Source organism: Agrobacterium albertimagni AOL15, assembly GCF_000300855.1.
Lineage (GTDB): Bacteria > Pseudomonadota > Alphaproteobacteria > Rhizobiales > Rhizobiaceae > Allorhizobium > Allorhizobium albertimagni.
This window is the reverse complement of record NZ_ALJF01000013.1, coordinates 555,057-567,938: the sequence shown is the minus strand read 5'-3', so window position 1 is coordinate 567,938 and position 12,882 is coordinate 555,057. Positions and strand designations below refer to the sequence as shown.

The following is a 12,882-nucleotide window of genomic DNA, read 5'->3' as shown; positions in this document are numbered from 1 at the left end:
TTCGACGTGTGCGTAGTGGCGGTTCGGCGTCTCATACTCGACGTGCGCCGTCGAGATGGTGATGCCGCGCGCCTTTTCTTCCGGAGCGGCGTCGATCTGGTCATAGGCCTTGAACTCACCGAAATACTTGGTGATCGCAGCCGTCAGAGACGTCTTGCCGTGGTCGACGTGGCCGATCGTGCCGATGTTGACGTGCGGCTTGTTGCGCTCAAACTTACTCTTTGCCATTTGAATGCTTCCTGTGAACGAAACGGGGTTGCCCCGGCGAACCGGTTTGGTCCCGCCGTTTAAGGCTTTCATGCGCAATGCGCAAGCGTTAAATGACAAGCCTCCCGGAGGCCGAAATCCACGGTTTCCACAGCCGAATCCTGACGCCGCGCAAAGCACTTCACGCAAGGCAATGCTGCAGCGGAATACCGTTTGAAATTCAGATGTTAGGATCGGAAGGTGTCTGGAGCGGGTAACGGGAATCGAACCCGTGTATTCAGCTTGGAAGGCTGCTGCTCTACCATTGAGCTATACCCGCATTTTCAGATCCGAGGACGAATGGTGGAGAGAGTTGGATTTGAACCAACGTAGGCTGAGCCAACGGATTTACAGTCCGTCCCCTTTAACCACTCGGGCATCTCTCCATTCTTTCGTCCGGATCTGGCGACCAAGCTTTCTAGTCCAGACCAGAGTGCGTCGCCCCCTGATCTGCGGCGGGTATATGACGGCCCAACCGGCTCATGTCAACACGAAGTTTGACGAAAAATTCCGAAAAGTTTCAGAGGCCAGACACATCCCCGGACGCACAGGGGATTTTCTGCCTGGGTCTATGCCCGCCCCCTGCCCGCCGCTATAAGAGCGCATGGCCAAAGATCCTAAAACCGAAAAAACCGCCCGCGACACCCATTATGCAACGCTGCGCCGCCAGATGCGCGATGCCAAGCGTGAACGGGGCGAAATCCCGACGCCGGGGCCGCAAAAGCCGCGCAAGAGCAATGCCGACTGGACGCCGCCGAAGCTCGCGCCAGAGCAGGTTCTGCTTTACGGTCTGCATACCGTGCGCGCTGCCCTCGACAATCCCGAGCGCAAGCTGATCAAGCTTTCGGCGACGCAGAACGCACTCGTCAGGCTCGAGATCTCCTCTGTGGAAAACCTCGGCATCCCCTTCGAAACGGTGACACCACAGGATCTGGACAAGATCCTCGGTCCCGAAGCGATCCATCAGGGCGTGATGCTGGAAACCCGTCCGCTGCCCGTCCGCCGTCTGGAAGCGCTGAAAGACAGCCCGCTGATCCTGGTGCTCGATCAGGTGACTGACCCGCATAATGTCGGCGCGATCATGCGATCCGCGGTCGCCTTCAATGCGGGTGCCGTCATCACCACGCAGCGACACAGCCCGACGGAATCGGGCGTGCTGGCGAAGTCGGCCTCGGGCGCGCTGGAACTGATCCCCTATATCCAGGTCACCAACCTTTCGGATGCGCTGGGCGAGTTGCACAAGCTCGGCTTCTTCTCGGTTGGACTCGATTCGGAGGGACCGGCCCCCATGGAAAAGGCGCTCAACGGTGACCGGATCGCCCTGGTGCTCGGCTCCGAGGGCAAGGGCCTGCGGCAGAAGACGCGGGAAACCGTATCCGCCCTCGCCCGCCTCGACATGCCCGGCGCCATCAAGTCGCTGAACGTCTCCAATGCGGCTGCGATTGCGCTCTATGCCTCGCGCCAGCATCTGGCGGCCAAGGGCTGATGAAGCTCGTCTTCACCGATCTCGACGGAACGCTGCTCGATCACGACAGCTATTCCTTCGAGGCGGCGCGGCCGGCGCTTGATCTTCTGGCGTCACGCGGCATTCCCGTCATTCTTGCCAGCAGCAAGACAGAAGCAGAAATGCGACCGATCGCCGAAGCGATCGGTATTGGCTATCCAATGATCGTCGAGAACGGCGCGGGCGTCGTGGGTCTTGGCGCGGATATCGAGGATACCGGCATACGTTCGGTGAGTCCTTACAGTCGCTTGCGGGATCTTCTTAGGGAATTACCTAAAGAGCTTTCCGCCTGCTTCGAAGGCTTTGGCGACTGGGACGTTGCGCGGGTCGCCTCCGAGACGGGGCTGCCACTGCCCGCCGCCGAACGTGCTCGCCAACGGCGCTTTTCCGAGCCGGGGCGCTTCACCGGCACCGAGGCACAAAGGCAGGCGTTTATTGCGCTGCTCGAGGCGCATGGTTTCACCGCTGTCCAGGGCGGGCGCTTCTTTACGCTCATGCCCAAGACTTCCAAGGCCGCGCGCATGGCAGAGGTCGTCGCGCATTATCAGCGCAACGCACTCGAGACGGTGCGCACTGTCGCGCTTGGTGATGCGCCGAACGATCTTGCGATGCTGGAAGCTTCCGATTGCGGCATCATCATCGCCAACCCGGCCCACAGCCCCCTGCCCGTCACGCAACGGGAGAGAGAGGGTGCTATTTTGCGCTCGGAACAATCGGGCCCTAAGGGCTGGAACATCATGATCCATCAACTCGTTGCCACGGGGTTTCTCTGAGTCGGCCGCAACCGACTTGATCACGAAAGGATTAGACATGGCGGATTTTCATCAGAACGGCGTTGTCGCCACCCTGCACAATCTCAGGGAACGATCGCTGGAACGGATGGAGAAAGAGCTCACCGTCTTTTCCGCCTCACGGCCGATCACGCTGATCCTGCCATCGCTCTATTCCGAACTCGAAGCCCCTGCCCTCGAACATATCGTCTCCGAGCTGTCGCAGGCGCCCTATATCTCCGAGATCGTCATCGGTCTCGACCAGGCCGACCAAGAGCAATTCCGGCACGCGAAGCAATATTTCTCGCGGCTGCCGCAGAAGCATACGATCCTCTGGCATGACGGGCCTCGGCTGCGCGCCGTCGACGAGAAGCTGAAGGCAGAGGCCCTTTCGCCCGACCAGCCTGGCAAGGGGCGGAATGTCTGGTTCTGCATGGGCTATGTGCTCGCTGCTCGGCAAGCCGGCGTCGTTGCCCTGCACGACTGCGATATCGTCACCTATTCGCGCGACATGCTGGCGCGGCTTGTCTACCCCGTCGCCCATCCGCGTTTCCCTTACGTCTTTTCCAAGGGCTATTATCCGCGCATCGCCGACCGGTCGCTCAACGGCCGCGTGACGCGACTGCTTGTGACGCCGCTGCTGCTCAGCCTCGAAAAGGTGATCGGCCACCACCCCTATATCGACTTCCTCAAGGCGTTCCGCTATCCGCTCGCCGGCGAGTTCGCCATGCAGACCCAGATCCTCTCGGACATCCGCATCCCTTCCGACTGGGGACTGGAAATCGGCGTTCTCTCGGAAATGTGGCGCAACTACTCCACCCAGTCGATCTGCCAGGTCGACATTGCCGACGCCTATGACCACAAGCATCAGCCGCTCTCGCCCGAGGATGCGGCCAAGGGCCTGTCACGCATGTCGATCGACATCACCAAGGCGCTCTATCGCAAGCTCGCGACAGACGGCGTCGTGTTCGGCAATGACTCCTTCCGGACGCTGAAGGCCACCTACTACAGGACAGCCCTCGACCTGGTGGAAACCTATTACCACGATGCCCGGATGAACGGGCTGACCACCGACCGGCATCGCGAGGAACAGGCCGTCGAGCTCTTTGCGGCAAACCTGATCGAGGCGGGTCAGGTCTATCTCGACAATCCGAATGCCACGCCCTTCATGCCAAGCTGGAACCGCGTGCAGGCCGCTCTGCCGGACCTGTTGCGCGACATACAGGATGCCGTCCGCCTCGATGCCAACGACTAAGCGCTAAGTCCACGCTGCCGTCTTTCACATGGAAGGACGGCAGGTGAGATCGCCATCGACGGCAACGAAGGACGTGCCGGATGCCGAAAGCTTGCGCTCGACCGGATAGTCGATGACGCTTGGCCAAGCTTCTATCTCCTTGGCTGCGTCGGCCTCGGCATCGATCGCCGGCTGATAGGCGGCGCGACAATCGGGCATCGGACGATCGGCAACAAGGCCGAGCTCCTGCCGGATGGTCGCAGCACAGCTCTCCGGAGCCGCCAGCAAGGAACAACTGGCGGCAAAGGTGCGGCGATAGCGGAGCGTAAGCTCCTCTCCAACAAGGGAAAGAGCGGCAAACTCGCCGGCAATCAGGTCCTGTAACAGTCGCTCACCCGTGCGGGCGTCATAGACCATGAATGGCAGGCCGCCATTCAAGCCGTCGGCACCGCGGAAAAAGGCGTAAGGGCCAACCGCACCCCAGAGATAGCCGGCCGTGTCGTCCTCAATCTTGCGGTCGAGCGTCGGGTTGAGCTGGCAGGGGCCTTCGGACGAAGCGATGTAGAGGCCGGCGGCACCCTTTTCGCCAAGATCGAGTTCCTTCAGGGTAAAGTTGGGATAGCGCAGGCAGGTGAGCTTGCCCTTCATGTCGAAGCCGGTATCCTTTTCGGCAAGCTCGACCTCGGCGCGTGTGGCACGATCGAACTGCCCCGTCACCTCGCCGGCATTGCGGCAGGTGACCGGCGCCATGCGGCCGATGGCAAACTGCAATTCCTCGCCCTTGCCGCGCAATTCGTAGCGGCCATTCGAATACCAGAAGCCGCTTGCCGCCGGTTGCTGCGGCAGAGAGACTTTCGAACCGTCCGGGATCGTGACCTCGGCTTGCGCTTCGCTGAAGGCAACGGTCAGGGTCGTGCCGTCTTCACACGCATATTTGATGTCGGCAGCCCGGCTCTCGGCCGGCAGTAGAAACAGGGCAGTGGCGGCCAAAGCCAGGCCGGCATGAAACGTCTCGCGCATCGGGTCTCCATCGGCTGTCGGCCGAGACCATGCCAAAGAAGTGCCTGTCAGGACAATGGGAAAAACGACGAGATGTGTTGAGAAGTGGTGCCCCCGGCAGGGTTCGAACCCGCGACCCCCTGATTACAAATCATGCATCACGTTCTGCAAATCAAGGCTTCTGGCTATCCTTGTCGCGCCCATGTCGCGCTCATGTCGCGGCACCCAGGACCATATCCGCGGCGTTCGCCAGTTCTGAGCCGTCGTCATCCTTCGGGAACAGGTGCGAATAGAGGTCCATCGTGAGCGCGATTGTGGAGTGGCCTAGCCGCTCCTGAACGATCTTCGGAGGCAGACCCAAGCCGCCATCTTCGCGCCGGTTGATCATGAAGGAAGCGGCCCAATGCCGGAGGCAGTGAAGGCCCGAGTACTTCGACACGAGCACCGGCCGTCCTTTCTCGTCAGTCTCTCCGCTCTCGACCGTCACGCCGGCTTTTACCCATAGCGGGTGCAGACCACGCTTCAGCATGTTGTTCAGGTTATCGACCTTGCCCGCGCCGTTGGGAAAGACCAGATCGAGGACCATCACCGGCTTCCCATCTGGATCCAATTTGCCGCTGTGGCGGCGTGGGCAGGCCAGTTTCCATTCTCTGAGCGTATTGATCACGATCGGCGGCACCGGCACCGCCCGTTCGCCCGATACTGACTTGGGATTGCCGATGTCATTGAACCTGTCGGCGCGCTGATGCACCCGGATTTCGCGCCGGTCAAAATCGATGTCCTGCCAGCGCAGGCCGCGAAGCTCGCTCGCCCGGAGCCCGGCAAAGGCAGCCGTGAGGATCAACGGACGCCACCGGCCATCGGCTGCCGAGATCAGCGCCCTCACCTCATCGCTTGTGGGAATGTCGACCCCGACTTTCAGCTTGCCCTTCTGGCGCTTCTGCTGGCGATCCACCTTGCTGCCGCGCCTGGACTGCATTTCCCGCGCGGCGTTGCGAACCACAAGCCCGCGCTCTTGCGCATCGGCGAGCATCGTGCCGAGGGATGTCATGACGCGCTTGATCATCGAGGCTGAGCGCCCGGCTTCTCTGAGTTCGTCCTCATAGGCCCGGAGCCGAACCGTTGTCAGGGCGTTCAGACGTAGATTGCCGAGGAAGGGCACGATGTGCAGCCGCAGCGTCCGCTCATAGTCTTCGATCGACGACCGCTCCAGACCAGCGGCGCGCGTCGAGGCGATCCATAGCCTGCCAGCGGCTTCGACTGTGACCGTCTCCCGGTCGGCAACGTGGGTTCCTTGCTTAATCTCGACCGAGGCCGTTGCCGCGAAGGCGTCCGCGTCCTTCTTCAGCCTGAATGTCTTGAGCCGCCGCTTTCCGGCCGCATCGGTGTAGCGGACGACCCAAGCTGATTTCGTCTCACCCTTGGGCGTCACCCATTCGCGCTTCGAAACCGCCATATCAGCCCACTCCGTTGCTGCTGTCTTCAGCGGCCTGCCGGTCATACCAAGTCAACGGCGTGAGGATCTGTTGGGCCCTCTCGGCATCGCCGCGCGCCAGCGCGTTCAGCGCGTCCTTGAAGTGGTCTTTCATCCGGGCTTCGTTGTCTAGCAACACCCTGATGCGCCGCTCGTAGTCCCGGCGCTCGGGGTCTTCCAGCTTTGCGTTCGAAAGGCTGGCCTCCAGGCGGCTGATGATCTCGACGTTCATGGATCTGCCGCTGACATCGGCAGCGGCCTTGATCGTGTCTCTCATGCCATCGGGCAGCCGCAGCGGGAATTGATCGGAGCCCCGGCCGGCTTTCTTGGTCTGTATCATTCGCAGTTGTCCCACATTTTTGAAATCACCGTAATTCTATTTTGATTGACAGGCAATAAAATCACCGTAATTTATACAACCATAAACCACTCGAAATCAGCAAAGGAAATCACATGACCGAAGCAAAGGAACTGGACCTGATTTGGGGCGTGGGGCCGATCGGGAAGGAGATCGGGCGCACCTACCAGCAAACCTATCACATGATCCAGGCCGGCCATTTGCCGCCCGTGCGCCAAGTGGGCCAGCGCTACGTCGCCAGCCGTCGCGCGCTGATCGAGTTCTTCATGAAAGAAGCAGCCGCCTGAACATCCCGGCGGGCTAGCCTACCGTTTACCGAGACGACCAAACCTCAACATTCCCGGAGATGAACTGGATGGAAAACAACTGACGTGGGCGTGGTGCCCGCGAGAGCAGAGGTGAAACCATGCAGTATTTCGCATCTCCCTATCCCGGCCGGGTACAGCAATGACCGGCGCGCAGAGAAGCAGCGGCAGCTATTTCAAGCCGCATCCCAAAAGCCGTCAGGCTTTCCTCGAAGAATGTGTGTTGATCTGGTGCGCTGGTGACGCAGACAAGTCGCCTCACTGCAAGGATCCCGCCTTTGTGGAAGCTCTGAAAGACCAGATCCGCAAGGATGTGGCATCCCGATTGGGATCCGCCCCTCCCGAAACAATCGATCACTTTGCTGCCGTGGAGCTCGCAGCTCTCCGAAGCCAAGAGGCCGCACGCTACTATTCGAACAAGCTGGATGAATTGCTGGCGCCGCGCCCGAAGAAGGGCAATCGGCGGCGAGAAGTGCCGGCGCACCTACCCCTGCGGCCGAGCCGGGCAGTCATCGCGTTCACAGCAATGCAGATCAAGTGCCAAGATCCTGCCGCCTCGAAGAACGCGATCTACGCGAAGTCAGCCGAGTACCTTGCCGACGGCATTCCGAAATCAGAAGCGAACCGCCGACTGACGACAAAGAACGTGCGGGATGCAGCCGAGAGCCACGGGGTCTTCGACGATATCGAGACGATCGCTCTCCGGCATCGCCGCGAATTTGAGCGCGTCCGGGTCAAGGGGATCCCGCATCTGTGGGATTGCAGCGTTTACGATTGGATGGTGATCGGCAGAAGGCTCGACGCGCTCCGCGGCTTCGAAGACGAGGAACTGCGGCTCGCACTGTTCAGGAGCCTCATCGTTTGGCCGATGCAGTCCTTTGAGCGCTGTTACGCGAAGGCACGAGCGGGCAAGCGCTTCGCCGGCCTGTACGGAGCTGACCTAGCCCAAGCGATCCACGCTGCGCTCGATCTGCCGGCCTGGGTACTTCAGGACCTGGATGTGTCGACTGCTCACAGCCGCCAAACCGGGACTAGAACCGCGAACTCCGCAGGCTGAACCTCATCGTTCGCAGAACAGGAGACGACCCATGCGCTCAATCAGCACATTGCCACCCATCGACTTCATCACGGTCCGGGAAGCCGTGGCACGTTCCGGCTGGTCTGCCGGCCACATTCGCAGCCTTGCCCAATGCGGCAAGCTCGAAAGCGACCGCAGCGAAGGCCGAATACTCATTGATGCGGAATGCCTCGCGATCCTCATCAGGGCGCGGGCTGCCGTGAAACCGAGACCGCTACTGCGGCTCGTAGTCAACAACGCATAGCCCAGAAAAAGCAAACCCGAGCGCCTGGCAGGGCGTCTCGGGTCTATCGAAAGCAGGTACAATGAACATAGCAGAAGCCATCGAAAATCGCAACGCATCGTTGCGGCCGCAGGGCAGTGCGGCCTCGTGGGAAGCGAGCAAGGCGAACGCAGCCCCTCCGCCCAAACGTTCAGAAGCGGGCGCAACTGCCGCTGAATTCTTGCAGGGTTACGACCCGACAGGCTGGCATAACGTCGTCAGGATCAATCCCCAGACCGGCTACACTGACGGCAAAACCTTCGCGCCTGGTTCTTGGGCAGAGATCGCCGCCTACGTTGACGCGTGGGACGGCAAAGCGAACCTGTATTTCAGCGTCAACGCCCCCAAGCCTAACAGCGCCGATGGAAAGCTGGCGAAGGACGATATCGCCTTTATCCGCGCCGTGTTCGTGGACAAAGACCCCGACAAATCGCTCCCATTTCCCGAGGCGCGTAGCGAGCTGGAGCAGTACGTCCCCCAGGTGCTGAAGCATAGCATGCGGCCGAGCGTCACACTCGACAGCGGCGGCGGCTTTCAGTTTCTTTGGAAGCTTGCCGAAAAGCTCGACGCCAGCACCTTCCAGAAAGCAGTTGAAGAGCAAGGGCGGGGCCTCGCCGCGCTGTTCGTTGGCGACAGCGTGCAGAATATCGATCGCATTCTGAGACTGCCGGGGACGCAGAATATACCCGACGCCAAAAAGCGAGCACGTGGGCGCACCACGGTCTTGATCGCTAGGTTAGTGGATGCCCACGAAGCGACATTTACGCTCGACCGTCTTGCTGCGTATGCGCCTCCGCTTCAGAAGCCGGAGCGAGAGGCCGACACGGATAAGCTCGTGTCTGAGGCTTCGGCAGAGATCGACATGGGCCTCGCTCGTGCGTCGGTCTACTACACCGATCTGCCCGACGAATTGCGCAGCAAGTTCGAAAGGGCTCTGAAGCAATACCCTCGACTGAAAGATATCTGGAACGGCGACGCCAGTTCTCTGTACGGTCCCGACAGCAGCAAATCCGGCTTTCGCTTCAGCTTGGCGAAGGGCCTGGCCTACTGCGCGGATGTCCAATTCACAGCCCAAGACTTCGCTGATCTCATCCACGTGTGGGACCAGCAGAGCGATGCCCTCGACGACATCACCAAATACAAGCTTTCGCGGGATTGGGGCCGCGGCGCCGCGCCGATCATTGCTGAGCGGGCGGGCTACTTCGAGGAAGTTCGGGAATTCTCTTCAGATTGGCCGGACCCGCTCGACATCTTCGGCGATGAAGACCCGATGGATCTCGGCAATCTTCCTGATAACGCGTTGCCGCCGATCATCGACCGCTTCGCCCGCTCTGAAGCGCGACGCAAAGGCGTTTCGCTGGCCTTCGCCGCATCCGCCGCGATCGGCGTCACAGCGGCCGCAATTGGGGCTTCGCTGCGCATCCAGGTCAAGCAGCGGGACACTGGCTGGACCGAGCCCGCGTCGTTGTGGCTGGCGCTTGTGGCTGATCCGGGGCGCGTGAAGACCCCGACGATCAGCGCAGCTACTCGGCCGCTGCGAGATATCGACAGCGAGTTTTTTCGAAAGTTCAAGGCACGTCATGACATCTGGGCTGCGCAAGCCCAGGCACACAAGAAGGGCAAGGGAGCACCCCCGCCGGGTGATGAGCCAATCACACGCCGCATCGCGGTCGATGACGTGACCTTTGAAATGCAAGCCCGAATTCATGCGGACAACCCGCGTGGATTGCTCCGCACCCCTGACGAGTTGATGGGCTTCTTCGGCAGCTTCGGAGCGTACAAGGCCAGCGGTGACGGTGATCGGACCCAGATGCTTCGCCTATTCGACGGCGATCCGATCATCCTTGACCGTGTAGGCGCTGGCTCGATCCGCGCCGAGCAGGCCCTTATGGGCATTGTAGCGGGTACGCAGCCGGAGAAGATCGCCCAGGCCGCCCGAAATCTGGGCGCGGACGGCATGCTGCAACGGTTCCTGTTCGTGCTGGACGACGGCAAGGCCCGCAAGAGCATCGATGAAGCGCCCGACGCGAGAGCAGCGAGCGACTATAGGGCTCTCCTTCGGGCGCTGGTAGCGGCGGAATACGACAATCCTTCGGCGGTGCGCATGGATGAAGCCGCTCAGGAACTGTTCAACAAGACAGCCGAGAACATCGACGAGCTGAAGGGTCTCGTCGGAATGCCGCTCGCATGGCAGGGGCATATCCAAAAGTGGGGCAAGTTCTTCCCGCGGCTCATTCTTACGTTCCATTGCGTCGACATGTTCGCCAGCTACGGCCTGAGCGAGCCCACATTGCAGATCAGCAGGGCGACGGTCGAACGCGCCGGCAACTTCGCCCGGTTCCTGCTTCGCCACTCGATGACGTTCTACCGGCAGTATTTCGATCTCGGGCAGGACGCTGAAGAGAGCCGCTGGTTCGCAGGCTATCTGCTGACGCATCCCGAGGTGGACAGCGTCAGCCATCGCACGCTCTACGATGCTCGAACCAGCTTACGGGGAGATGCTAATCGGCGGCTTCGTGCTCGTATCCTCAAGGATCTCGAAAGCGTTGGCTGGCTAAGGACCGCCGAGCAAGGAACGGACGGCCCGGCCCGGTGCAGCGTCAATCCCACGATCCATGCGCGTTTTGCGGCCCGTGCTGAGTGGGAGCGCAGAGATAGAGAGGCCAAGCGAGCCGCTATCGAGAAGTCCGCGCAGGCCAAAAGATGGCTCACGGACGAAACGTCCGGAAAATAGGAGACATTTAACGTGACCAGACAGAGTTTTGCGGCAAATGCGGCTTGTGTGCGCGAGATAGAGATTGCCTTTTCTCTCTCTTCTTTACTCTTCGTTCCCAGAACCCCCGTGGGAACTAATTGTAGATGTGAAAATCTAACCGCGCGCGCAAGCCGCAAATGCCGCAGCATGGTTTGGGCTGTCTGGTCTGGACGTTTTGTCCGTAGGATCGGTGGCGCAATCCGTTCAGGATGCTCAGGCCGCGATAATCCATGGACACGCTTCATTGAACAGGGGGCGCGGAATGGCTGAACGCACACCCCGACAGAAGGCTTGGGCAAGCCACGGCCTGAAAGAAGTTGGTCGGGCCGTCCTTGATCGCTTCAACAAGGAGGTTCGCCCGCACCTACCGAAGTGCAACGGAACAAGCCGATCGACGGGCGAGCCGTGCGGAAACCCGGCAGTTGCGGGGAAGCAAAAATGCAGGTGGCACGGTGGCGCTGTACCCTCCGGTGACGAATGGCATAAATTGCAGTACCCCGCCGCGACCTCGAAGGACTGGCAACGCAAGCTGAATGAAAAGCTGAAGCGAGCCGAGCGGGACCGCCGCCGCAAAGAACGACGCCTGGCGAAGACGACGCCCGAACAGCGAGCCAAACACCAAGAATGGCAGCGCAGTCACAAACCAGGATCAAAGGCCGAACGGCAGCGGAAGCGCGCCGACCGTAAAATCGCGCAAGAGTTCAAGGCGCTGACAGAACAGCCCGAGCGTCCCGCCTCGCCGGAATTGGCGGCGCTACAAGCGCACGCTGCATATCTGGAAGCCGAGCGCGATCGATACCGGGCCTTGGCCCAGGCAGAACAGCAAGCGACAACAGGGGTTTTTGACTGATGACAGTCGAGCACGATGAAGAAGACGCAGCACGCGCAAGAGCAATTCGAAGACTGCGCACCCGTGGGCTGGAAGCGGCAGTGAACGCCTTGATCGATCTTGCCGAGGACAAGACCGCTCCGGCCAACAGCCGAGCGGCAGCCGCGAGCGCGCTTGCGCGTGGGAACGGGCTCTATGCGACCACCGGCAATGAACCTCCCAAGGCTCTCCATGAGATGACGGCCGCCGAGCTAAAAGCGGCAGGTGAAGAGATCGAGCGGGAGCGCCGTGAATTCCTCGCCCTCATGGAAGCCGGGGCCGAGGGCAGCGTTTTCGAATGAGGGTGGCAGTTAGTGCCTCCCTCAGATCTTCGAGTTCTTAAGCTGGTCGGTGCCGGTCCAGGCCGCGCCGCCCCCTTGCCCTACACTTTCGACCCAACCGCCTTCCCGCAGTTGCATCATGACGGCGCGCAACGCGAGACGCTTCATCTTCGGGACCAGCGGGCTGATGTCCTTCAGTTGCATCGATCCGCGAGCATGAATGGCCTTCAAAATCTTTCGGGCGTTCGGGGTCTTATGAAGGTCTGCTATCCGTTCGACCCGCGCCGCTCGTGTTCTGGCGTGGTAGCGCTCAGTCGGCGTCGGGGTGGTAGGTTGCGAAAGCCCCGGGGAATCCGGCGGCGTCGGCTGCTTGGAATCACCGGGGGCTTTGATCGGTGCGCGCATCTGCGCAACGCGCTTTCGCACCACGCTGTGCGGCTGATACCCAGCCCAGTAAGCTCGATGCTTGCGGCGTTTGCCTTCCCGTATCTCAACCAGCCAAGAGCGATCCGGGTCAGTTTCTGGAGAGTGAATGCCGCCGAATACGTGGTCGAGCACATCGAGAGCAGCACTCGACGCTGATCGGTCACTCGGGATTCTATCTGCGGCCGACAGGGCGTCAGCGAGGCTCAGAGTATAAATGCTGAGCGCTCGCGCCTTTCCTTCTGTATCGAGGCCCGGTTGCGAATAGGCATCTTGCAGCATCACCTGAATGCCGCATGTCACGAGGGCAACGAACTCTTCGCGC

General features: G+C 60.9%; 14 protein-coding genes and 2 tRNA genes. 9 read left to right on the top strand and 7 right to left on the bottom strand.

The annotated features are described in order from the left end of the window. The 3 genes from QWE_RS18450 to QWE_RS18440 all read right to left on the bottom strand — a co-directional run. Positions 1-228, bottom strand: a 228-nt coding sequence (locus QWE_RS18450) for a GTP-binding protein (protein WP_006727687.1), incomplete at its 3' end; no start/stop codon positions are given. 224 nt (positions 229-452) lie between these two features. After that, a tRNA-Gly gene (locus tag QWE_RS18445) sits at positions 453-526 on the bottom strand. Between the two features lie 21 nt (positions 527-547). After that, a tRNA-Tyr gene (locus tag QWE_RS18440) sits at positions 548-632 on the bottom strand. Between the two features lie 218 nt (positions 633-850). Here QWE_RS18440 and rlmB point away from each other — a divergent pair. Genes rlmB through QWE_RS18425 form a run of 3 tightly spaced genes read left to right on the top strand, consistent with a single transcriptional unit; the run spans position 851 to position 3,775 of the window. Then, positions 851-1,732, top strand: coding sequence for a 23S rRNA (guanosine(2251)-2'-O)-methyltransferase RlmB (gene rlmB / locus QWE_RS18435; RefSeq protein ID WP_006727686.1), 882 nt, complete (start codon positions 851-853; stop codon positions 1,730-1,732). Continuing rightward, complete coding sequence (locus tag QWE_RS18430; protein ID WP_006727685.1) at positions 1,732-2,523, top strand: HAD-IIB family hydrolase; 792 nt, start codon at positions 1,732-1,734, stop codon at positions 2,521-2,523. The genes rlmB and QWE_RS18430 overlap by 1 nt, the downstream gene beginning before the upstream one ends. A gap of 37 nt (positions 2,524-2,560) precedes the next feature. Next, complete coding sequence (locus QWE_RS18425) at positions 2,561-3,775, top strand: glycosyltransferase family protein (protein ID WP_006727684.1); 1,215 nt, start codon at positions 2,561-2,563, stop codon at positions 3,773-3,775. 24 nt (positions 3,776-3,799) lie between these two features. Here the strand turns inward: QWE_RS18425 and QWE_RS18420 are convergent, their stop codons facing one another. The 3 genes from QWE_RS18420 to QWE_RS18405 form a co-directional block, all read right to left on the bottom strand. Further along, positions 3,800-4,774, bottom strand: a complete 975-nt coding sequence (locus QWE_RS18420; RefSeq protein ID WP_006727683.1) for an MliC family protein — start codon at positions 4,772-4,774, stop codon at positions 3,800-3,802. A gap of 190 nt (positions 4,775-4,964) precedes the next feature. Beyond that, a complete protein-coding gene (locus QWE_RS18410) occupies positions 4,965-6,209 on the bottom strand; it encodes a tyrosine-type recombinase/integrase (RefSeq protein WP_006727682.1) in 1,245 nt (414 codons plus the stop codon). 1 nt (position 6,210) lies between these two features. Further along, positions 6,211-6,567 (bottom strand): Arc family DNA-binding protein, encoded by a 357-nt coding sequence (locus tag QWE_RS18405; protein ID WP_006727681.1) that lies wholly within the window; start codon positions 6,565-6,567, stop codon positions 6,211-6,213. A 113-nt stretch (positions 6,568-6,680) separates the two neighbouring features. Between QWE_RS18405 and QWE_RS18400 the strand changes: the two genes are divergently transcribed. The 6 genes from QWE_RS18400 (at position 6,681) to QWE_RS18375 (ending at position 12,155) form a co-directional block, all read left to right on the top strand. Then, positions 6,681-6,872, top strand: coding sequence for a hypothetical protein (locus tag QWE_RS18400; protein WP_006727680.1), 192 nt, complete (start codon positions 6,681-6,683; stop codon positions 6,870-6,872). 160 nt (positions 6,873-7,032) lie between these two features. Further along, positions 7,033-7,947, top strand: a complete 915-nt coding sequence (locus QWE_RS18395; protein ID WP_006727679.1) for a hypothetical protein — start codon at positions 7,033-7,035, stop codon at positions 7,945-7,947. Between the two features lie 31 nt (positions 7,948-7,978). Further along, entirely contained in the window at positions 7,979-8,212 is a 234-nt protein-coding gene (locus tag QWE_RS18390; protein WP_006727678.1) for a hypothetical protein, read from the top strand. Between the two features lie 61 nt (positions 8,213-8,273). Then, a complete protein-coding gene (locus QWE_RS18385; RefSeq protein WP_006727677.1) occupies positions 8,274-10,964 on the top strand; it encodes a DUF3987 domain-containing protein in 2,691 nt (896 codons plus the stop codon). Between the two features lie 283 nt (positions 10,965-11,247). Next, entirely contained in the window at positions 11,248-11,835 is a 588-nt protein-coding gene (locus tag QWE_RS25330) for an HGGxSTG domain-containing protein (protein ID WP_157790734.1), read from the top strand. Continuing rightward, positions 11,835-12,155, top strand: coding sequence for a hypothetical protein (locus tag QWE_RS18375; protein ID WP_006727675.1), 321 nt, complete (start codon positions 11,835-11,837; stop codon positions 12,153-12,155). Before QWE_RS25330 ends, QWE_RS18375 begins: the two co-directional genes overlap by 1 nt. A 21-nt stretch (positions 12,156-12,176) precedes the next feature. Here the strand turns inward: QWE_RS18375 and QWE_RS18370 are convergent, their stop codons facing one another. Beyond that, complete coding sequence (locus QWE_RS18370; RefSeq protein WP_157790733.1) at positions 12,177-12,839, bottom strand: hypothetical protein; 663 nt, start codon at positions 12,837-12,839, stop codon at positions 12,177-12,179. Positions 12,840-12,882 lie beyond the last annotated feature (43 nt).